Below are 21,389 nucleotides of genomic sequence, written 5' to 3' on the forward strand. Positions count from 1 at the left end.
TAAGTGTTTAAAACGGAGGATTTTGCCGGAAGCCCGCAGATTTTGTTTTCAACAGCTACAAGCGGCTCAGGAGAAAGGAGCAAAGAAAGTGAAGAAGAAATACCATTCGGTCTTCATAGCTGCTTACGTTCTGATTATTCTGGTAGGAGTAATATGGCACGCTGGAGGGGTAAGCGCTCAGGATACCATTAAACTTACTGTGAATTCTCATACCACGAGCACAGCCACCATGAACAATATGAAGCCCGGTGACGAAATGAGCTCAGAGTACACGATTATTAATGATGGCACAGAAGGCTTCGATTACTTTGTGGACTTTAAATTCATCTCTGGAGACGTAGAGCTGTACAATATTCTCCGAATGACACTCGAAAAAGAGGGAGTAATCATCTATTCGGGAGTGATGAGCGAGGCAGCCGGCAGAGTAACCATCGGTTCACTTGCTGGAGGAGAGAAGAGTGTAATTCAAATGGATGTAACCTTCCCATGGGAAGCCGGCAACGAATATCAAGGAAAGGCCACGACCGTAGCTTTTGAATTCTCTGCTTCCGGAGAACCAGGTCCATCCGCCGAGCCTACTTCAACGCCAACGCCAACAGCGACGGTTGCACCTACACCTGATCCATCACCTACAGCAACGCCGGCAGCTACAACTGAACCGACTACAACACCTACGGAAACACCACCAGCTACACCTGAAGCTTCACCAACACCTACGGTTGCACCAACTACAACACCTACGGATTCACCAACGACTACACCTACGGATTCACCAACGACTACTGCTTCACCTACAGCTGTCGTAACACCTGGTCAATCGGTGCCACCAACTGCTACACCAACTGCTACACCAACACCATCGCCAACACCTACAGCTTCACCGCCTGCTGTCGATGAAATAAGCGTTACTGAAGAACCGATTCCAATGGGCGGAAGCAGTAATGAGCCTACACCTGCAGCTTCAACAGGTGCTGGTAGTCAAACCACCAGTGCAACACCTCGGCCAAGCGATGAGGTAGCCTTACCTGACGGCGACATTCCTTTGGGCGCACCAGAGGCAGGCAACGCGCTTCCAAATACCGCCGAGCCTTGGTATAACTTAATTCTTGCCAGCTTAGCTATTGCGGTACTCAGCGTGATCATCATGCGCAGATTGAAATCGAAGAAAGAATAACGTTTAGTAATATAAGTCTGGAGGAGAGAGTATGAAGAAGCGTAATGGTGTCTTATTAACCGTGAAGCTAATCTTCATACTCTCTTTAGTTGTGCTGATTTATTCGATCGTTCAAGTCGTCAAAGCGCCCATCGAGGCCAAGCAGGCCCTAACTGATTGGGCAAAAAAGAGGGAGGAAGCCCTCGCCCTGCCCCTTCCAAATGAAGAGAACCCTCTCCCCAAGGGAATGGTCAGTTCTCCAAAAGAACAACCCTCTTCTTCTCCCTCCTATAAAGAGGGTGAGGTGATTGGAGAAATCCGCTTCCCCACCTTAAATAAGAAGGTGGCTATTCTGGAGGGTACGGAAAGCCCAGAATTAAAAAAAGGAGCTGGACACTATATAGGTAGCGCAACTATCGGTGCAATCGGTAATAGTGTGCTTGCTGGACACCGTGATACCGTATTTCGCAGTATAGGAGAACTTGTCGCAGGAGATCTGATCGAACTGGAAAGCATGGACGGTACGTTCACCTACGAAGTGACCGGCAGCACGATTGTAGACGGGAATGAACGCGGTGCAATAAAACCAAGCGATAAGGCTATTCTTACCTTGATCACCTGTTACCCTTTTTCATACGTAGGGTCAGCACCGGACCGGTATTTACTTTCAGCAAAGCTAGTGAAGCAAGAAACATCACCTCATTAAAGTTAATCTTACTCTTAATCTTCCTCCTCAGGGATGAGACCGGATATGGAAAGTGATACTATATAGATACAACAGTAATGAGGAGATGACCCACAGTGAAAAAAGAGGTTATAGAACGGTTTATTTCGTATGCTCAAATGGATACCCAATCGAACGAGGATAATGAAACTTGTCCGTCCACTCCGGGGCAGATGGTGCTGGCCCACAAGCTGGTCGAAGAGCTCAAGGAGATCGGCATGAATGAAGTGCAGGTGGACGAGCATGGGTATGTCATGGCTACACTCCCAGCCAATACGGAGAAGGATGTTCCAACCATTGGTTTTTTGGCGCATCTCGATACAGCAACTGATTTCACAGGAACGAATGTAAAGCCGCAGATCGTGGAGAACTACGATGGCAAAGATATTCTTTTGAACAAAGAATTAAATGTTGTATTGTCTACAACGAGCTTCCCAGAGCTGGCAGAATATAAAGGCCATACATTAATTACAACCGATGGTACCACCCTGCTTGGCGCAGACAATAAAGCCGGTATTGCCGAGATTATGACTGCCATGCATTATCTCATTCAACATCCAGAAATCAAGCATGGGAAGATTAGAGTCGCCTTCACACCGGACGAAGAAATTGGCCGCGGACCTCATAAATTTGACGTAGCTGCTTTTAATGCTTCTTACGCTTACACTGTGGACGGAGGCCCACTCGGTGAACTAGAGTATGAAAGCTTTAATGCTGCATCTGCCAAAATCTCAGTTTACGGCGTCAATGTACATCCTGGTACTGCCAAAGGAAAAATGATTCATTCCGCAAAAATCGCTATGGCGCTCCATCTTAGACTCCCTGCTGAGGAAGCTCCAGAATTCACAGACGGTTATGATGGCTTCTACCACCTTAGCTCCATAGAAGGCACACCGGAATTCAGCAAGCTTCAATATATCATTCGTGACTTCGACCGCGAGAAATTCGAGGCACGTAAAGCCTTTGTTTCTGCCATCGTAGATGAATTCAAGAGCATCCATGGTGAAGAGAACATCGTGCTTGAAATGAAAGACCAATATTACAACATGCGCGAAAAAATCGAACCGGTGCGTCATATTGTCGATATTGCCCATGAGGCGATGGAGAATCTGAGCATCACACCGATCATCCGCCCGATTCGCGGGGGAACAGATGGCTCACAGCTTTCCTACATGGGGTTGCCTACACCTAATATTTTCACGGGGGGCGAAAATTTCCACGGCAAATTCGAATACGCCTCTGCTGACAACATGGAAAAAGCGGTGAACGTAATCGTCGAGATCGCAAAGCTGTTCGAACAAAAAGCCTAAAACGTAATTCACGTCACTCCATAATGAATACAAAAAATCCCTGAAAAAGGTCGATTCAGACCTCTCAGGGATTATTAATGTTCAAAGTCTATTTGATTAGCATCTTTCTTCCGGCGGCGTGTCTTTCCAGATCACGTTTTCCCCGTAATTCTTACCCCAATCATACATCAATCGAAGGACGGGAAGCAGACTCTGTCCATATGAAGTCAGAGAATACTCTACTTTTGGAGGAACTTCGGCATACACTTTCCGAAGAACCAACTGATCTTCTTCAAGCTCTCGAAGCTGATTGGTCAACATTTTTTGCGTGATATGAGGAATTAGCTTCTTCAGCTCACTGAACCGCTTTGTCCCTTCAAGCCCAAGATGCCACAGGATTATCAGCTTCCATTTGCCTCCAATCACCGCAAGCGTCAGTTCCTTCTCGCAGTTAATTTCCTTCAAGTTGATGCGATCTTTAATCTCGGTTGCCATAACTAAAGTGCCTCCTCTCTCCTGTTGTCATCCTACACACACCTATTAATTAGCTTGGAACGTTATTATTTCTATGCAGCTTGTAAACTTTTATATTAACACAAAAACGAATAACCTCCTTTCTAGGAAGGCATCCGTTTCTGTACTCTCACTCTAAATTAGCATGTTTGCCGAACATCATCTTAGTCGTCTGCCCCGTTTTCTCCATCATTCGCAGAATAACCGCATCATAGAAGACCAACATCGTCTGTTCAAATAAGGATGCCATCGGCTGGATTGTGTTGTAGCTTCCATCAGCCTGATCTTTTGGAGATCCTGGCAGCTTCACTGTATAGCTCGCTAAACGCCCTACAGTCGAATCTGGCGTGATCGTAACGGCAATAACCTCCGCACCCACTCCTTTGGCCTTCTCGGCCATAGAGATCAGCCCCTTCGTCTCACCTGAACCGGAACCGAGCACAAGCACATCACCAGGCTCGATACCCGGGGTTACCGTTTCTCCCACGACGTACGCTTCTTTACCGACATGCATGAGTCGCATTGCAAAAGCTCGTCCCATTAATCCTGATCTACCAGCCCCGGCCACAAATACCTTATTCGACTGAAGAAGGAGTTCAGCCATTCGCTCAGCCTCTTGATGATCAAGCTGAGAAATGGAGCGCTGAAGCTCCAATATAATTTGCTGCGCATATTCCATTGTGTCCATTGTAATCTTAAGCCTGACTAACTAGGCGTTTCATTTCTGCCGCAGCAGCCTTTTGATCAGTCTCGCCTGTGATGCCGCCACCTACAATTACAAGATCAGGATTCGCTGCGATAACTTCCGGAAGTGTACTTAGCTTGATTCCCCCTGCGATAGCGGTTTTAGCCTGCTTAACCACACTTTTAATTGCATTCAAATCTGCAAAGGAATTTTTACCTTCCGCTTGATGGTCATAGCCAGAGTGTACGCAGACATAGTCTACACCAAGTGCGTCTACTTCAGCCGCTCTAACTTTAATATCCTTCACATTAATCAGGTCAACCAGAATCTCTTTATTGGTTTTTTTCGCTTCCTCCACTGCACCTCTAATGGTAGCATCATCAGAAACACCAAGTACTGTAACAATATCCGCGCCTGCTTCCACAGCCTTCATCACTTCATAACCGCCTGCGTCCATGATTTTCAGGTCAGCCAACACTGTCAAAGAAGGAAAAGCTTCTTTGATAGCCTTCACTGCGTGCAGCCCTTCATTTATAACGATAGGCGTTCCAATTTCAACAATATCTATATATTCAGCAACCTCTGAGACAATCTCTTTCGCTCCTGCAATATCTACAAGATCTAACGCTAATTGCAATTTCATATTTATGTGCACTCCTTATTTATATATTTTTGTAAGTCATGTACAAATTGTAGAGCCTTACACTCCTTAAGGGAAGTAGGCACTTTATTGTGATGTAGTTACCTGGAGGATACTAATGTACTCCTACTGACTTTATTTCTGCTCTAATCCATAACCTTTTGTCATATTTTTGTAAAAGTACTGCATTTTCATGAAAGCTGTGCTAACATTACAGTTTGTTTATGGAATAACAGGAATTTAATCATGATGTAAGAAGGTGTACAATGAAGCACAATAATCACCAAGAATTTAACCTTGTAAAACTAACTTGGCCGATATTCCTGGAACTGTTCCTATTTATGCTCATGGGCAGTGTGGATACTTTTATGATTAGCTCCGTATCGGACGATGCCGTATCAGGCGTTGGCGCAGCGAATCAGATTATCACAATGGCTATTTTAGTTCTCAGTGTAATTGGTAACGGCGCAGCAATTGTGGTCTCCCAATACCTCGGTTCCAAAAAACCTCTGGAAGCCGCTCAAGTGACCGGCAATGCCATTACCCTAAACCTGTTAGTAGGAATTGTCCTAAGTACGTTTTTGCTAATATTCGGAGGAACTCTACTAACTGCTCTGAATGTAAAAGGGGATATTCTCGTTTACGCTAAATCCTATATACATATTGTCGGGGGCGGTATTTTTCTCCAAGCATTAATCAATGCTCTGGCGACCACAATCCGTACGCACGGTTTCACTAAACAGACCATGGTCGTATCCTTGCTGATGAACATCATTCACGTGGTGGGTAACTACTTACTCATCTATGGTCATTTCGGACTTCCAGCGTTAGGTGTCGAAGGTGCAGCTATCTCAACGGTTGTCAGTCGGTTTATCTGTCTTATTATTTTCTTCTTACTGCTCTACAGAGTGATGGAGGTACGGGTAAAGTTAACCTACTACATTCATCTTTCCAAAAAGTATGTGCAGCAAATTCTCAAAATCGGCATCCCGTCCGCGTTTGAGTCGATTATTTATCAATCTTGTCAGCTCGTATTCACGCTGTATATTACCTATCTGGGCGCCGAGGCTATGGCCACTCGTCAATACGCGCTCAACATTTCCAATTACATTTATTTATTTAGTGTAGCCGTCTCCATGGGAACCTCCATTATCGTAGGACATCTGGTGGGAGCCAGGCGCCCCAAGGAAGCCTATAAGCGTGTATTCACCAGTGTGAAGTGGGCACTTCTGGTCACAGTAGTAATAGATGCTCTTGTGATCGTCTTCCGGGTACCACTATTTGGCCTCTTCACAGACAACGAGAACATTATTCTGATGGGGGCTCAGGTTATACTGCTTAGTTTCTTCCTAGAGACCGGTCGCACAACTAATTTGGTCATCATTAACTCACTACGCGCCTCGGGCGATGCGAAGTTTCCAGTATATATGGGACTGATCTCCATGGTCTGCATGAGCTTACCCCTTGGCTATTTCCTGGTATTCCAGCTTAATCTGGGATTGGCCGGTGTGTGGATTGCCACTGCGGCTGATGAGTGGACAAGAGCTGTCATTATGTATTTCCGCTGGAAGAGTCGAGCTTGGGAGAAACATGGACTGATTCAGCACGATGATGTAGAACATGTCACATCTTCCAATACCCCTGCAGCTGTAAATTAACGAATTTATTTAGGTGGTTCTCTAAGGTCAGACCAGATCTTAAGGGTCCACCTTTTTTAACGCTTCATGATTACATAAATTTTAGAATGAACAAAGCATTCTACGTTACAATAGATAGAACCTAATTAATTTAAAGGGGGAGAACCTCATGCCGGAAGAAACCGGAATCCACGAGTTATTGACGCTCAAGACGATTGCGGAGACCTTAAACAGTTCCAATGAGCTCAAACCGATGCTCGATACAGTTATGGGCAAGCTGTTAGATCTGACAGGAAATACGGCAGGCTGGATCTTCCTGAGTGAAGAGAATATGGAGTATGAATTCGCCGCAGATCGGGGTTTACCGCCAGCTCTGCAACGGGACAATAAACAGCCGATGCAGTGTGGAAGCTGCTGGTGCTTAGATCGCCTATGGGACGGACGGCTAGAGCAGGCTGTTAACATTCTAAACTGCAAGCGGCTCAGTAATGCCAGGCAAAATAACTGGGGCGATACATTAGGGATCACCCACCACGCCACTATCCCGCTGCATTCAGGCAATCGCTACTTAGGACTTATGAATGTAGCTGCACCGGGCAAAGCACATTACCCCGACAGCGAGCTGGCTCTACTGCAATCCGTGGCCTTGCAAATCGGCAGTGCCATTGAACGCATGCAGTTATATAGCACCGAGCAGCGCCGTGCCAATCTGTACGCCAAATTAGGTGAATTCAGCGCCGCTTTGAATCTAACGGCTAGTGAATGTACCTCCCCAAGCATTTTGGCGGAGAAAACCACCGCACTGATTGCCCAATATTTCGATTGGCCTTTTGCAGCGATTATTGGACAGCATGAAGGCAAATTCGAAGTACACGCAGCCGCTCATGCAGCTAATATAACACCTGAACTAGCTCCTTTTGAGCTCTCGGATTCCTTTAAGAATCGTCTAAGGAATATTGCGAAAGGACAGCGCTTCGAGGCATTAACCTCTGACGAAGAACAGGAAATTACGAACTCATGCTGTTCCGAACAGCCTGTTACAGAGCGAGTTATAATGCTTGCCGCCCCCTTTCGGCAGATTACTGCACATGGCTCAGCCATTCTACTTATCACCTCGCCTAAAGCACTCGCCTCCGCTACCGCAGATGGAGAAGTACTCGAAGCGATTGCCGAGCACATTTCAGCTACACTGGAAAGTGTACAGCTCGGAGAAAAGCGCCGCGAAATCGCGCGTCTGGACGAGCGGAATCGACTGGCCCGTGACCTTCACGACTCGGTGAACCAGATTCTGTTCTCCCTCTCGATGACGGCTAAAGGTGTAGAAAGGATACTAAAGCAAGAGCACACCTCCCATCCGGCTGCTGAGGCTGTCCGCGATATTCAAGAGCTCTCTCAATCTGCACTCAAAGAAATGCGCGCTTTAATCATGCAGCTTCGCCCTGCAGGACTGGAAGCCGGGTTATTGACCGCGCTGCAGGCTCATGGTCAGCAACTAGGGCTGTTGATACAGAGTCAACGCAGCGGTGTACTTGAACTTCCCCGCAATGTGGAAGAAGGACTCCTGCGCATTGGTCAAGAAGCACTTAATAATGTACGTAAGCACTCCGGAGCTTCTAAAGCTGAAGTAACTCTACATTTGAACGCTACCGAGGTGATACTGAGCATTTCCGATCAGGGTAAGGGCGGTGCCAAACGGCGCAGTAACACAGACACCAATGAATCTCTCGGCCTACATATTATGAAGGAAAGAGCTGAGGCACTCTACGGCCATATTCATATCCAGAGCGAAGAGCATCAAGGCACAACGGTTGAGGTAACCATCCCTTTCCCCCTCCAATCCACATGAAGTCGGGTGATCACAAATGATAATAGGTTTATTACTGGTTGACGATCATGCAATGGTTCGTCGAGGGCTCCAAGTGTTTCTCTCGACACAACCGGACATTAAGGTTATCGGAGAAGCGTCGAACGGCCGCGAGGCACTAGAGAGAACGGCTGAGCTCCAGCCGGATATCATATTAATGGATTTGCACATGCCCGTTATGAACGGCATCGAGACAGCTAAACAGCTTCGGATCTCCCATCCACAGGTCAAAATCATTGTGTTGACCTCCTTTTCTGATCAAGACCATGTACTCCCTGCTATCCGTGTAGGGATCAAAGGATATTTGCTAAAAGACATAGAACCAGAAGCGCTGGTTGTCGCCATCCGCAAGGTACACAGTGGTCAAGTTGAGCTGCATTCCGAAGCTGCCAGTCAACTGATGAATCTAATGGCAGCTTCTACACCAGAACAACTGGATGTTAGCAATCCGGATCTGAACGGACCCAGTACAACATCAGCTACAATCACCGCATCTGAGCTTCTTACCCCGCGAGAGCAGGAAGTGTTAGACCTCATTGCATTAGGTATGAGCAACAAAGAGATTGCCAGTAAGCTGGTCATCACCGAGAAGACTGTTAAGACTCATGTCAGTCATGTACTTGGAAAGTTGAACTTATCGGATCGGACTCAAGCTGCCATTTTTGCATTGAAAAACGGCTACAACTCATAGTGCCACAGCTCATCTACAACTTTAGACTTAGACGCTCAGCACAATGGCTGAGCGTCTTTGCTATGCAGGTTCATCCCTTGTGCTGATGTTAACAGAGGTCGATTCAATTATCATTGGTTTATAGCAATTGACCTCACATAGGAGTGGATACCGATGAAAGTCATGATCCTGACAGGCAGCAATCGAAAAGAAGCGACCAGCACGAAGCTGGCAGAGCATGCCGCACATTTTATTAATCAGCAAGGCGAACAAGTTACCCTGTTTAATCTCCATAAACGCCCACTGCCCTTTTATTCACCAGATGAGTCTTACTCGGAGCATGAGCATCTAAGCGCCCTCCAGCAAGAGATGCTAACTGCGAACGCAATCATCCTGATTACCCCGGAATACCACGGCTCCATGAGCGGCGTGATGAAAAACGCTCTCGACCATCTAGGCCAGACGCACTTCAACGGCAAAGTGGTATTGTCCGCTAGCTCTGCAGGCGGAGCTGTAGGTGTAAGCTCATTACTTCAATTGCAGGCGGTTGTACGCAACCTACATGGGATTAATACGCCAGACTGGATCTCCATCGGCGGGATGCAGCGCAAGCGGTTCGAGGTTGAATACGACGGGTACGAGGGTGGTCAAGAAATTGAAGATCGCATTCGCCTAGTCTTAGAATCATTCCTAAATTTAGCTCGCAAAATCAGTAGCCCGGCAGGTGCCGCCCTATGATCAAAGGACTGTTTGAAACCCATCTGAACGTGACTAACCTAGAACAATCTGCTCATTTCTATGAACATGTTCTGGGACTACCCTTAGCCCATTCGGAGAATACTGAAGGCCGTAAACGGCGATTTTACTGGATTGGAGAAGAACGTAATCAGGCCATGCTGGGGATTTGGGAGAAGACACCTTCCGAGGTTGTGCGTCAGCACTTTGCTTTCCAAGTAACGCTTGAGGATTTGAAGCAGTCAGTATCCTACCTTAGGGCAAAGGGGATTGAAGCCTCCAACTTCCTCGATGATGATAAGGGACAATTGTATGTATTTGGCTGGATGCCAGCCGTATCCGTGTATTTCAGTGATCCAGACGGTCATTCCTTAGAGTTCCTAGCTGTACTGCCTGATCCGCCCAGACCTGAGCTAGGAATGGTACCCTGGAAAGAATGGGAACTGGTACACGGAAGAACCTGGTAGTTATTGATAAAATTCAGGCTAAGCCTGCACGAGGAGTCGAGAATATGATAAAAGGACTATACGAAGCACATTTACCAGTAAGTAATCTTGAGGTATCTATCGAATTTTATGAGCGATTGGGATTAAAAATGGCCTGGCGGGATGAGGAAACTGCATTCTTCTGGATTGAGAAAGGCCGGAGTTGGATCGGCATTTGGGAAGGAAAGGAAGTAGAAACGCCATACCACCCATCTTTAAGGCATATTGCCTTCCGCGTAACTTATGACGATCTGAAGCAATCACTGCAATGGCTGGAATCTATTGGGGTAGACGCTGTACCGTTCCGTAATCGAACTTCTGTTGAGCCTTTTATTCGAGCTTATCAAGGGAATGCTTCTGTGTACTTCAATGACCCGGACGGAAACAGCCTGGAATTAATGTGCCATGTAGAGGTTCCTGAACATTTGAAACATCTTTCAGAGAACACCATCTTAACCGACTGGGAAAAATTGCTCGAACAGAAATAAAATACTCCAACAAAAAAACAGCTGCCCACCATCAAGGGTCCAGCTGTTTGAGTATGTTAGCTGCTTCTATTTAACCATCTCTAGCATGGTTTTAGTAAAGGCTGTTACTTAATCGTGATGCCTTTCTTCATAGCCTTCATATCTGAATTCGTGTTCACAAGCATTGGCAGTATCTTCATACTTCTCGTCATGGGAGAGTTACATTGCCAGCAGGTAGGTACATACTGAAATGCAAAATTATCGCGCATCCAACCGGTGCAACCTTCCTTGGTACAAGACCAAATGGCTGTGTCTTCCTGCGGAAGATCCTCCAGTGCTTTTTTACGAAAATACATAAGTACCCCTCCTTGGATCGAATCGAGACGATTTCGCCACCCTATTAGGGGCAGATTCATAAGATGAAAATAAAAAAGCTGCCCTCAACTTGAGTTAAGGGCAGCCTAATTTTCGAATTACAGTTTTACAACGTTTTCGGCTTGTGGTCCACGAGCGCCTTGAGTTACGTTGAACTCAACGCGTTGGCCTTCGTCCAAAGATTTAAATCCGTCGCCTGTGATTGCGGAGAAGTGTACGAATACGTCGCTTCCACCTTCAACCTCGATAAAACCAAATCCTTTGTCTGCATTAAACCATTTAACTGTACCTGTTTGCATGATATTACCTCCAATATTTTATTTAACACATGTCCTTTTATTCCTACGTAGTGTACGAACAAATAAAAATTCACACATTGGAAAAGGACTCATACGCACAAATGATAACCTTTTACAATATGTGAATTAAGGGTTAAATTTATGATTAACTTCATTGTACCACACTAAATCATTGAATGCAATGTAAATGCCTACTTTTTTAATTCCGGCTCTATATCCTCTTATATTAAAGGCTTTAGAGCCGGAAATGTGCAAGGGTTAATCGATGTATCCTGCCAACCCTTTATCCATTAAATAATCCATCTCCGCATCAAGAATCGTCTCCACTGTGATTTCATCCAGCTTCACATCACGCTGGGCAACAACATAGTCAACTAGATCATCATTGTCGATGTCTACCTCGCCTTTGGCATTGGCCTTGGCGTTATTGATAAAGGTCTGTTCATGCTTCAACACTAAACGAATTAGTTTAGGATCTAATTTGGTTTTGGCAGATAATACGGTTACTAATTCCTGCTCGTTTAATTTGTCACTCATTTTTTAAATTTCATCTCCCTACAATGATTACACATCCATTGTAGCATATTTCGCGCTTTAACGCGTCATTACGCGAAGTATACCACGGTTTGTTCACACTTTTCTTGCTACCACAGGCTCTACAACATTCCACTTCAAGTAAGTTATTTAATAAAAACAGTTGTGAGGAACATTGACTTGTGCCAAAATATAAAAAAAGTGTTGGACCAAATTGAATACTAGAAAAGGCGGTTGAATTCATGAGCTCTGTATCTACCCAGCAATTAGACACAAACAGCAACAAGGCACATCGTTATATTGAAGACGTATACGCACAGGTTGTTGCGCGTAATCCTTTCGAGCCCGAATTCCATCAGGCTGTAAAGGAAATCCTTGAATCTTTGCTTCCAATCCTGGCTGCTGAACCTAAGTATCAGGAAAATGCCATTCTGGAAAGATTGGTTGAACCAGAACGTTTGATTATGTTCCGTGTTCCTTGGACAGATGATCAAGGCAAGGTCAGAGTTAACCGTGGATATCGTGTACAGTTCAGCAGTGCCATTGGACCTTACAAAGGTGGACTTCGTTTTCACCCATCCGTTAATGCTAGTATTATCAAATTCCTCGGCTTCGAGCAAATCTTCAAAAACGCTCTTACCGGCCAACACATCGGCGGAGGTAAAGGTGGATCCGACTTTGATCCTAAAGGAAAATCCGAAGGCGAAATCATGCGTTTTGCACAAAGCTTCATGACTGAATTGCAAAATTACATCGGTCCTGACCAAGACGTTCCTGCAGGAGATATCGGTGTAGGTGGTCGTGAGATTGGCTACATGTACGGACAATACAAGCGGATCCGCGGAGGATATCCGGCTGGCGTATTGACTGGTAAAGGTATTGGTTACGGCGGAAGTCAGGCTCGGACAGAAGCTACTGGTTACGGTACAGTTTATTTCGTAAACGAGATGCTAAAAGCAAAAGGCCTTTCCTTTGAAGGAAGTCGCGTTGTTGTTTCCGGTTCTGGTAACGTAGCGATCTATGCGATTGAAAAAGCTGTACAGCTAGGTGCAACAGTCGTAGCTTGTAGTGACTCGGCTGGATATATCTATGACGAAAACGGCATTAACCTCGAAACTGTCCGCCGCCTGAAAGAAGTCGAAAGAAAACGGATTAGTGAATATGTGAATGAACACCCTAACGCTGTGTATACCGAAGATTCCACGCAAATTTGGACTATTCCTTGTGATATCGCCCTTCCGAGTGCTACTCAGAATGAGATTGATGAAGCCATGGCATTGAAACTGATTGAAAATGGTGTTAAAGCAGTGGGCGAAGGCGCCAACATGCCATCCACCCTTGAAGCTATTCACCAGTTCCAACAAGCTGGCGTGCTATTCGCACCTGCCAAAGCAGCTAATGCTGGCGGTGTAGCTGTATCTGCACTTGAAATGGCACAAAACAGCATGCGTATGTCCTGGAGCTTTGAAGATGTTGATACGAAGCTGCATGAGATCATGGTTTCCATTTATCAACAGTCTGTAGATGCATCCGAGCAGTATGGACAGTCCGGCAACCTCGTTGCAGGAGCAAACATCGCTGGATTCAAAAAAGTAGCCGATGCTATGTTGGCTGAAGGCGTAATCTAATCAAGTATAAACAAACGGCGTTGTGATCATACGAAGTCCCCGTAACCGGAGAGTAAGCAGCCGGGGACGGGGACTTTTTAATTCAACTATGAGTTCTAACCTCTACCCCTTAGTCACATTCTCCGTCGCTGCCTGCCCCTCCTCCATTTTGTTTGATACCTTTTGATAGAGATAGGAGATCCCGAGCAGGCAAATCCCAAAGCTGGCATAGGCGATAATCTTACTTCCGGTATTCAGTAGTCCCAGATCGTATAGCAGCAGCTTACCTGTCGCCAGAAGCGTTAATCCAAGGCCGAAGCGCCGGATATACACATATCTTTTGCGGAAGCCGTACATGATGAACAGAACTGCTATCAACAGATACACAAGACTAAATATTAATCCCGCATCGTTTAATTGCAGCTGTACCCCCAGAAAAGCGGTGATGATTCCGAGCAGATATACCCCCATGAAGACAGGATAAATTTCCATACTTTTATACTCACGTTTAAGCAAGGTGATCAGCAGATCACGTCCGCTAAACCACACGAAAATATTGAAGATAATGAGTATACCCAGTGCGATATAATCAGCCCCGGTATTACGTGAAAGATCATTCTGCAGGCTTGGCAAGCCTACTGTAATCACCAAACAAATAGCATATCCGATCCCAAAGAGAAGTCTCACAAAATACTTAACAATCGTGTCATAAAGCACCTTCACCTTTGGCAATACATAGGCCAGAATAATAGTTAACAGAGCGGACAGCAGCAAATTATAGAAGGTTCTATGCGAGAAATCCTCCGGTACAGCGAGACGATACAGTCTTCTCGATTCATATAAACCATAGATCCAAAAATTCAATAATGCTGCGTATTTAAACCACAGGGCTAAGGTGATTTCGTAAGGCTCACTGCGCTGTAGGACATCCTTTCGATTATGCTTAACGGCGTACCATACAGCGATAATCAGCATGCCTGCAGTAATGAAGACATATTTTAGCGGAAAATAGGCGTCTGTGGTATTCAGCCATTCATTGGCTATACTGAGCTGTATCGGTACATTTAAACCGAAGAACATCACAAGGCACAATGTCAAAATCGCCCAGCCCGCTCTTTCCATCCCCTTAAACCGATTTAGATTACCAAACAGGGTAAGAACGACACCTTCGATCAACCAGCCTATGGACCACCAAGCTGCTCCGAATTGGAACGGAATCATCAGAATACCGAAGGTCAGCGAAGTAGCGTAGAACAGCAGCATGCTTTCTTTTTCCTGTGGCATAAGCTTCTCAATTCCTCTTCCAAGACCCAGATACAGCAGACAGAATAGCAGCGCCAGCGCACCATTGTAAGCCTTGAGCCCTGCATCGAGAAATAGAAGATACAAGGTAAGACAGCTAATAAACGTATTGCATCCCAGTAGAGAGAAATCCCACCAAGACAACTTGGAGCGATACTTGAACGGGTACCATAACGTAATACCCAAATACATCGCAAATGTCAGCACCGCATAAATCATATTCATGCCGTTGCTATCCGATAACGCTATTAATATCAGCATAGAGGGTGTATTAAATAAGTAGCTGATGTAATTAACCACGTTCCAGCGTTTGCGGAAGGAGATTAGTAGAATGAATAAATTCAGAAGAAACAAGTAGCCCATTGCCACATAAACTGCATTGCCCGAAAGACCGAAAGCCCCCAGATAAGAATATAGTGGCAGGTACCCTCCGATTAAGCCCAAAGCACAAATACTTCGTGATTCATACCTTAAAGACAGGAGCACCGCAGTCAAAGTGACGAGCACCGATAAGGAAAGCCCTACATAAATACTGATAATATCCAGTAAAAAATAGCTATAGAAAATAGAGCCGTACAGCACTGAAATTCCGCCGCCAAGCAGCCCTAAAGCGAACGTCCCTTTTCCTTTGCGATATAGCCACTCCCCGCCCCCTAACATCAGTAAACCCAGTAGGAAAAAGGCTCCCCCTTTCATATACCCGGTGAACCAATTGGAATAGGAGTATCTGAATGCCGCTCCCACGGCCAAGATCAGTAGCAGGATCCCAAGCTTGTTAATCCAACCTAGTCCAATTTTCATTTCGATCTGATTTTGTTTTCTTCGGCGTTCCAATACTTCTTCACTGATCTCTTCTGAGGCAAAATCATGTAATCCGTTATCCATTCTGGAGTTCAGAGCAATCTCGGATTCCCTCAGTCTTTGTCGCTGCGCTAGTACACGCTCATTTAACTCCACCGACAACGCTCCAATCTGGCTGGATAAATCCGCTTTATCCTCACCCAGCTGCCTCGCGGCTGTTTGATACAGCTGCTGAATATGACGCTTCGTCTCCATCTCAAAAGCCGTCAGCCGGTCCGTATGGGTAAGGCTTTTAGAGGAAAAATAAGTCTGCAGCTTCTGTCTCGACAAGCTAAGAATACCAAGTTTCTCATTTAAGATTTGTTCCGTTAGTGTAACTTTTAGCTCTACATTCTCTTCTTGAAGCTTCCCTACCTGAGTCTTTAAATCTACTAGAGCAAGCTTATGTTTCTCATATTCCTTCTTCAAGTGTTCATTCTCGTTGACCAGATCGTGACTTTCATATTCCGCAATCAGAGCTTCATATTCCTTAATAAGCCCGTCCTGCTGGACCTTCATGAATCTAAGTCGATCTTTGAATGACTCCATAGCGCCTCCTAATGTGAGCGATTGTTAATAATTACATATTACTACAATTGGAAGGGTCTCTTATTCTTTTTTTAGGATTTGGGTAAATGAATATCACGAGCCAATTATAAAAAGCTGCAACATATTGGAGGGATGTCCCGTCTGAATAATAACAAGACTAACAAAAGTTTTTTAAAAAAGGAGCTTACAACTATGAACAACATTTTAAAAACAAGCACAGTTCTTTTAACTTTGTCCCTAGCACTTTCAACTGGAGCAGCCTATGCTGCACCTACCACAACTTCCGCAAAAAATAATGCTGCTCAAACTACGGTTAGCGCTAACCCAAAAACATTTGCGATTGAAATCAACGGTTCCGCCCTGAAAGAAACAGGCTTCCAAACTACAAATGGCAAAGAGCCTATGGTGCCACTTCGTTCGGTTACTGAAGCACTGGGCTTTGAACTAACTTGGAATGGACAAACTAAATCCGTTGATCTTATCAATGGTGCTGTGTTCACTACAGTGAAAGCCGGAGAAGATCGCTATAGCATTAATAAAATGAATACTACGCTTGGAACTGCACCACAATTGGTTGACTCCATTTTATATGTTCCAGCTTCCTTTGTAAGTGAAATTATCCACCATAACATGACAGTGAAGGGAGATTCCATCGTGATCACTGCTGCTAATCAGGAAGAGCATATGACCAAGACTGGCGTGATTACAGCTGTCAATAATGAGGGCAAATACCAATCCGTTCAGATCCAGGGTGTAGGCACAGATGGCATCGTACTGAATGTAGGTGAGGATACGACTATCGAAATGGCAGACGGTACAAAGCTTGCGCTGAAAGATCTTCATATCGGTATGACCGTAAAAGCAGAGCATTCCATGATCATGACCATGAGCCTGCCACCTCAAACTCCAACTTACAAGATCACTGTTTTAGATGAGCAGAAACAGAATGATCTTTTGGGTACTGCTGGTACCATTGAAGAAGTTCAAAAAGACGATGAAGGAAACATCAGCATCACCGTTAAAGGCAGTGGCCTGAACGAACAGTCACAACAAGAAGTAGTACTTCGCATTAGCAAAGATACCGCGCTAATCAATACCGATGGCAAAGCTGTAAACAGCAGCGAACTTGTAAAAGGTGCAAAGGTTATAGGATTCTACAGCCCTATGCTGACTAAGAGCCTGCCACCAATCGGTACAGCTGCTAAAGTCGTAGTAGATTCCGTTCAACAATAAGAAGAATAACGTTATTAATGGACATTTGTCATAAACTAAACAAGCGCGCGCCAATGAAGTATTGGCGCGCGCTTGTTTGATTTTTCTAGAATCTATCACTCTATGAATCACTAGTTAAGAGCAATTGCATCAAAGCTAATAAACGTTCTAAGTTAATGGGCTTGCTGAGATAATCTGTTGCTCCCGCTTGTAAGATTTTCGCCTTATCTTCCTTCAGCGCTTTCGCAGTCAGCGCAATAATTGGAATTACCTTCTTTGTTGGTATTTCTCTGATTCGATTGATAGCCTCATAGCCGTTCATTACCGGCATCATGATATCCATAAGAACGATGTCTATGGATGCAGATTGCTCCAGCGCATGTATGCCTCTCTCTCCATCCGCAGCTGTAGTCACTTGCAGTCCACGCTTCCTTAACATGTTAGACAGCGCGAACAGATTCCGCTCATCATCATCCACAATTAGAACATGCTTATGATTTAGCGAGGTGAAATCGCTACTAATATTCTCACTGGTTGCAGCGGCAAGAGCAACCGAACCTTCTTCCTCATGACTAAGATCTACAACTTTCTCAGTGGTTTCTTCAAGACTAGGATCCTGAAGCTTTAATGGCAAATACACCGTAAAGACACTACCCATTCCTACCTGACTCTCCACTGTAATTCTACCGCCGAGCAGTATTGCCAGTTCTCTGGATATGGATAACCCAAGCCCAGTTCCACCATATTGACGTTCTGTATTTCCATCCGCCTGTTGAAAAGCTTCGAAAATAATGGACTGCTTCGCATAGGGGATCCCAATTCCAGTATCTTTGATGGCGAAAGCAATAAATAACCCTGTTTCCAAATTGCCTAATTTCACTAACTCGTCTTTAGTCGCTAAGCGTATTTCAAGAATTACTGAGCCTTTAGCTGTAAACTTAAACGCATTGGACAGCAGATTTATAATAATTTGCCGTACCCTTTGAGCATCCGAATAAAATAGTGTAGGCAAGCCCTCCCCGATTTGTATATGGAAAGGAATCTCTTTTTTTCGAGAAAGCTGGTTGAAGCTCTGAAGCATTGCCTCCGGGATCTCCGTTAGATTTATTGCTTCAATTTCAATATTCAGCTTCCCTGCCTCAACCTTGGACAAATCCAAAATATCGTTAATCAGCCTCAGCAGATCTTGTCCAGAAGAATGTATAGCTTGTGAAAATTCAATATCCTCCTCGCTTAAAGCTCCCGACTGATTCTCTATGAGAAATTCGGAGAGTAACAATATGCCGTTAAGCGGGGTTCGGAGTTCATGAGACATATTGGCCAAGAACTCCGATTTATATTGAGAGCTTTGCCGCAATAACTCCGCAGATTGAGCAAGCTCGATTTGAGCTTGTTCAGCCTCAAATGACTTTCGCTCGGCTAAGAGGTTCTTCTCCTCCAACTTTCTATTCGTTGCATGTAGCGACTCTGTCTGGATTTGCAGCTCCTCAGATTGGGTTTGTAATTCTTCGGTATACACCTGAAGTTCTTCATTTAAGCGCTGGGATTGTTCCAGAAGCTGATCAATCCTCATACTGCTGATCGTACTGTTGATTGCAGCGCCGAATGCATCTGAAATAGAATCCAAAAATTCAATCTGCCGCTCCGTAAGAGGAGAGAAGGTCGCAATTTCCACCACAGCAACTACTTCATCTGAAAAAGAAACCGGAAATAATAAAAGAGATTTCGGCGCAGAAACGCCCAGCCCAGACTGAATATTGATATAATTCTCCGGAAGATCCTGTATATGCATCAAGCGCGCCTCTTTAGCGCATTGACCAACCAAACCTTCTCCGATTTGAAATGTCCGATGATCTGTAATGTTGCTGCTTCCACCAAACGTGGAGGTTCTATTTAACAAGTCTTGATCATGTTCTTGTGTCCGTATATATAAGGCACTGTATGGATAATCAATAACTTCTGCCGTTTTACTTAAAAAAATGTCCCCCAGTTGTGAGACAAGTGTGATGCCCTGATACCTTGACAATAAATCGTTAGCATGATCCTTAATCCATATCCGCTCTTGTTGCATATCTATCAGATGATTCGTAGCGACGCTGAGATCCCTGATTTCATCATTCGTGGTAATCTCCACTCTTGTCTTCATATCAACAGAGGAATCTAAGCCAGCAATCGTATGGGTAACCTTGCGAATCGTACTAACGATAGCACGTGAAATGATCCACGAAGCGACCACTGAGGTAATAGCAATAATCGCCCAAGCAATATAAAGGAACTCTAGCAGCAATTTGTTTCGATCTGCCTGTTCAGCTATCAGAGTATTAGTGTTCTCATTCATCGTCTCACGGTAAGTACTGAACTGACTACGAATCTGGTCCATTTGATCCTTGCCATCATCCGAATTGAAATATCGTAAGATTTCCGCTTCCTGTCCCTCTTTTTTCAATTCTATTACATAATCCCCGGATTGCTTGATCCAATGCTGGATACTATTTTCGATGTCCACCAGACGCTGGAGTTGCAAGGAATCATTAGCATTCAGCAAAGAGAGCTTATCATAGCTCGCCTTCCATTGTGCTTTTCCTAAATTATAGGGCTCCAGATATTTGTCATCGCCGGTGATAATATAACCTCGTTGTCCTGTTTCCATATCAAGAATGTTCTTCTCGATCTTGTTAGCCAAACTAGCTATCTCTCGGTCCTGATGGGAAATAAAGCTGGTTTCCCGCTGTAGCGTATTAATTCTATCATGCATGATCATAACAAATCCTAATAGACAGATCACAATCAACACTGTAACGGATAGTATTTTATACTGCAAAGTAAATCGGTGTTTTTTCACAAAGTGCCTCCGTCCTGTCATCTAACTAGCTCTTTGCCTAAATCCTTGTATTAATAGCTCTTTCTCCTGCTCCAATACCCTATCGAGACATCTATGTGAATTTTTACTGCTTGTAAATTAAACACTTTTGGATACCATTGAAACACTTTTTATTTGCCATAAAAAGCCTCCAAGTTCACTCGCTCCTCAATAGAATATGAGGGGAAATGGAGTGACTACTTGAAGGCGATACTACACTAGCTAAATTAACAAATACAAGTCTTCTTCTTCACACCAAGCTTTCCAGCCTGTTCAACCTTAGCAATATAATCTACAGCCAGCGGTACTTTACATGCGGTTTGTCCCATTTGTACCTGGACCTTTCCAATGCTTGCAGCAATCTGCGTTGCCTCATCATGCAGTTCGGTTACGCTGCTGCCGGAAATAATTACAAACATATTCATAGTGTAACGAACTCGATTCTGTTCCTGATGAATGGTAGATTGTATTTGTTGTAGCAGCTCTCTAATCTCAGCGATATCTAGCAGATCATCCGGCGTAACTGAAATGTAATTCCCATAAGTACTCCAGCCACAGGCGGCCACCATTTCATCTGATGAAGAAATCCATTCTCTTGCAAGTTCTAGAGCGTAAGGGCTCTCTGCAGCGACAGACGCTACCGTATATTCCGCCAAAGCATAACAGTAAGCCGCTGACACCCAGTTCTGAAGCTCTTCCTTCGTAAGATGCTTAGGATCAACCGTAATTCCTGCCAGATACATTGCATCATAATTCCCCGTCTGGTACAAAGCCTTAACCAGACTCTGGTCTTTCTTCACGATCTTAACCAGCTTCTTCAGATCGCCTACCTTCACTCCGAATAAAGGCTCCTCAGCACCATGTCGTACGAAGGTGCGTTTCGTCTGCTCTGTACCCATCTCTTCAAGCTTACTCATCACTTCATCAATTGTCAGATTCATTAGAACAC

The 21,389-nt window shown here is 44.7% G+C and carries 20 protein-coding genes; 11 read left to right on the plus strand and 9 right to left on the minus strand.

Annotated features, from left to right (window positions below; genetic code table 11):
- Nucleotides 1-88 precede the first annotated feature (88 nt).
- The 3 genes from CA600_RS30770 to pepT all read left to right on the plus strand — a co-directional run bounded on the left by CA600_RS30770 (nt 89) and on the right by pepT (nt 3,187).
- On the plus strand, nt 89-1,174 hold the full coding sequence (locus CA600_RS30770; RefSeq protein WP_143812078.1) for a hypothetical protein: 1,086 nt from the start codon (nt 89-91) through the stop codon (nt 1,172-1,174).
- A 31-nt stretch (nt 1,175-1,205) separates the two neighbouring features.
- On the plus strand, nt 1,206-1,859 hold the full coding sequence (locus CA600_RS00240) for a sortase (protein WP_094868356.1): 654 nt from the start codon (nt 1,206-1,208) through the stop codon (nt 1,857-1,859).
- Between the two features lie 95 nt (nt 1,860-1,954).
- Nucleotides 1,955-3,187: a peptidase T gene (gene pepT / locus CA600_RS00245; protein WP_094868357.1), complete on the plus strand. Its 1,233-nt coding sequence runs from the start codon at nt 1,955-1,957 to the stop codon at nt 3,185-3,187.
- A 96-nt stretch (nt 3,188-3,283) separates the two neighbouring features.
- Here pepT and CA600_RS00250 read toward each other — a convergent pair whose 3' ends face one another.
- The 3 genes from CA600_RS00250 to hxlA form a co-directional block, all read right to left on the minus strand.
- Entirely contained in the window at nt 3,284-3,661 is a 378-nt protein-coding gene (locus CA600_RS00250) for a winged helix-turn-helix transcriptional regulator (protein ID WP_036682121.1), read from the minus strand.
- A 148-nt stretch (nt 3,662-3,809) separates the two neighbouring features.
- Nucleotides 3,810-4,367, minus strand: a complete 558-nt coding sequence (gene hxlB / locus CA600_RS00255; protein WP_094868358.1) for a 6-phospho-3-hexuloisomerase — start codon at nt 4,365-4,367, stop codon at nt 3,810-3,812.
- Nucleotides 4,368-4,374: 7 nt separating this feature from the next.
- Nucleotides 4,375-5,007: a 3-hexulose-6-phosphate synthase gene (gene hxlA / locus CA600_RS00260; protein WP_094868359.1), complete on the minus strand. Its 633-nt coding sequence runs from the start codon at nt 5,005-5,007 to the stop codon at nt 4,375-4,377.
- Between the two features lie 263 nt (nt 5,008-5,270).
- Here hxlA and CA600_RS00265 point away from each other — a divergent pair, with 263 nt between their 5' ends.
- The 6 genes from CA600_RS00265 to CA600_RS00290 all read left to right on the plus strand — a co-directional run bounded on the left by CA600_RS00265 (nt 5,271) and on the right by CA600_RS00290 (nt 10,883).
- Complete coding sequence (locus tag CA600_RS00265; RefSeq protein WP_094868360.1) at nt 5,271-6,662, plus strand: MATE family efflux transporter; 1,392 nt, start codon at nt 5,271-5,273, stop codon at nt 6,660-6,662.
- Between the two features lie 148 nt (nt 6,663-6,810).
- Complete coding sequence (locus CA600_RS00270; RefSeq protein WP_094868361.1) at nt 6,811-8,487, plus strand: GAF domain-containing sensor histidine kinase; 1,677 nt, start codon at nt 6,811-6,813, stop codon at nt 8,485-8,487.
- 16 nt (nt 8,488-8,503) lie between these two features.
- Complete coding sequence (locus tag CA600_RS00275; protein ID WP_256989662.1) at nt 8,504-9,196, plus strand: response regulator; 693 nt, start codon at nt 8,504-8,506, stop codon at nt 9,194-9,196.
- A gap of 153 nt (nt 9,197-9,349) precedes the next feature.
- A complete protein-coding gene (locus tag CA600_RS00280; RefSeq protein WP_094868362.1) occupies nt 9,350-9,913 on the plus strand; it encodes an NADPH-dependent FMN reductase in 564 nt (187 codons plus the stop codon).
- Nucleotides 9,910-10,377, plus strand: coding sequence for a VOC family protein (locus tag CA600_RS00285; RefSeq protein WP_094868363.1), 468 nt, complete (start codon nt 9,910-9,912; stop codon nt 10,375-10,377). The genes CA600_RS00280 and CA600_RS00285 overlap by 4 nt, the downstream gene beginning before the upstream one ends.
- Before the next feature lie 44 nt (nt 10,378-10,421).
- Nucleotides 10,422-10,883: a VOC family protein gene (locus tag CA600_RS00290; RefSeq protein WP_094868364.1), complete on the plus strand. Its 462-nt coding sequence runs from the start codon at nt 10,422-10,424 to the stop codon at nt 10,881-10,883.
- 104 nt (nt 10,884-10,987) lie between these two features.
- Here the strand turns inward: CA600_RS00290 and CA600_RS00295 are convergent, their stop codons facing one another.
- The 3 genes from CA600_RS00295 to CA600_RS00305 form a co-directional block, all read right to left on the minus strand.
- Nucleotides 10,988-11,218, minus strand: a complete 231-nt coding sequence (locus CA600_RS00295; protein WP_042131520.1) for a cold-shock protein — start codon at nt 11,216-11,218, stop codon at nt 10,988-10,990.
- Nucleotides 11,219-11,335: 117 nt separating this feature from the next.
- Nucleotides 11,336-11,536: a cold-shock protein gene (locus CA600_RS00300; RefSeq protein WP_019914790.1), complete on the minus strand. Its 201-nt coding sequence runs from the start codon at nt 11,534-11,536 to the stop codon at nt 11,336-11,338.
- Between the two features lie 258 nt (nt 11,537-11,794).
- On the minus strand, nt 11,795-12,073 hold the full coding sequence (locus tag CA600_RS00305) for a hypothetical protein (RefSeq protein WP_094868365.1): 279 nt from the start codon (nt 12,071-12,073) through the stop codon (nt 11,795-11,797).
- Between the two features lie 239 nt (nt 12,074-12,312).
- Between CA600_RS00305 and gdhA the strand changes: the two genes are divergently transcribed.
- Nucleotides 12,313-13,698, plus strand: a complete 1,386-nt coding sequence (gene gdhA, locus CA600_RS00310) for an NADP-specific glutamate dehydrogenase (RefSeq protein WP_094868366.1) — start codon at nt 12,313-12,315, stop codon at nt 13,696-13,698.
- Nucleotides 13,699-13,800: 102 nt separating this feature from the next.
- Here gdhA and CA600_RS00315 read toward each other — a convergent pair whose 3' ends face one another.
- Entirely contained in the window at nt 13,801-16,368 is a 2,568-nt protein-coding gene (locus CA600_RS00315) for a DUF2339 domain-containing protein (protein ID WP_094868367.1), read from the minus strand.
- Between the two features lie 192 nt (nt 16,369-16,560).
- Between CA600_RS00315 and CA600_RS00320 the strand changes: the two genes are divergently transcribed.
- Nucleotides 16,561-17,601, plus strand: coding sequence for a stalk domain-containing protein (locus CA600_RS00320; protein WP_094868368.1), 1,041 nt, complete (start codon nt 16,561-16,563; stop codon nt 17,599-17,601).
- A 100-nt stretch (nt 17,602-17,701) separates the two neighbouring features.
- Here CA600_RS00320 and CA600_RS00325 read toward each other — a convergent pair whose 3' ends face one another.
- Nucleotides 17,702-20,422, minus strand: a complete 2,721-nt coding sequence (locus CA600_RS00325) for a CHASE3 domain-containing protein (RefSeq protein WP_179281468.1) — start codon at nt 20,420-20,422, stop codon at nt 17,702-17,704.
- Between the two features lie 245 nt (nt 20,423-20,667).
- Nucleotides 20,668-21,375, minus strand: a complete 708-nt coding sequence (locus CA600_RS00330) for a DNA alkylation repair protein (protein ID WP_094868493.1) — start codon at nt 21,373-21,375, stop codon at nt 20,668-20,670.
- Nucleotides 21,376-21,389 lie beyond the last annotated feature (14 nt).

The organism is Paenibacillus sp. VTT E-133280, assembly GCF_002264385.1.
Classification (GTDB): domain Bacteria; phylum Bacillota; class Bacilli; order Paenibacillales; family Paenibacillaceae; genus Paenibacillus_AQ; species Paenibacillus_AQ nitricinens.

Coding starts and splice junctions, on each gene's coding strand:
- CA600_RS00240 (WP_094868356.1), top strand. CDS start 1,206: ATGAAGAAGCGTAATGGTGTCTTATTAACCGTGAAGCTAATCTTCATA.
- CA600_RS00250 (WP_036682121.1), bottom strand. CDS start 3,661: ATGGCAACCGAGATTAAAGATCGCATCAACTTGAAGGAAATTAACTGC.
- hxlB (WP_094868358.1), bottom strand. CDS start 4,367: ATGGACACAATGGAATATGCGCAGCAAATTATATTGGAGCTTCAGCGC.
- hxlA (WP_094868359.1), bottom strand. CDS start 5,007: ATGAAATTGCAATTAGCGTTAGATCTTGTAGATATTGCAGGAGCGAAA.
- CA600_RS00265 (WP_094868360.1), top strand. CDS start 5,271: ATGAAGCACAATAATCACCAAGAATTTAACCTTGTAAAACTAACTTGG.
- CA600_RS00270 (WP_094868361.1), top strand. CDS start 6,811: ATGCCGGAAGAAACCGGAATCCACGAGTTATTGACGCTCAAGACGATT.
- CA600_RS00275 (WP_256989662.1), top strand. CDS start 8,504: ATGATAATAGGTTTATTACTGGTTGACGATCATGCAATGGTTCGTCGA.
- CA600_RS00280 (WP_094868362.1), top strand. CDS start 9,350: ATGAAAGTCATGATCCTGACAGGCAGCAATCGAAAAGAAGCGACCAGC.
- CA600_RS00285 (WP_094868363.1), top strand. CDS start 9,910: ATGATCAAAGGACTGTTTGAAACCCATCTGAACGTGACTAACCTAGAA.
- CA600_RS00290 (WP_094868364.1), top strand. CDS start 10,422: ATGATAAAAGGACTATACGAAGCACATTTACCAGTAAGTAATCTTGAG.
- CA600_RS00295 (WP_042131520.1), bottom strand. CDS start 11,218: ATGTATTTTCGTAAAAAAGCACTGGAGGATCTTCCGCAGGAAGACACA.
- CA600_RS00300 (WP_019914790.1), bottom strand. CDS start 11,536: ATGCAAACAGGTACAGTTAAATGGTTTAATGCAGACAAAGGATTTGGT.
- CA600_RS00305 (WP_094868365.1), bottom strand. CDS start 12,073: ATGAGTGACAAATTAAACGAGCAGGAATTAGTAACCGTATTATCTGCC.
- gdhA (WP_094868366.1), top strand. CDS start 12,313: ATGAGCTCTGTATCTACCCAGCAATTAGACACAAACAGCAACAAGGCA.
- CA600_RS00315 (WP_094868367.1), bottom strand. CDS start 16,368: ATGGAGTCATTCAAAGATCGACTTAGATTCATGAAGGTCCAGCAGGAC.
- CA600_RS00320 (WP_094868368.1), top strand. CDS start 16,561: ATGAACAACATTTTAAAAACAAGCACAGTTCTTTTAACTTTGTCCCTA.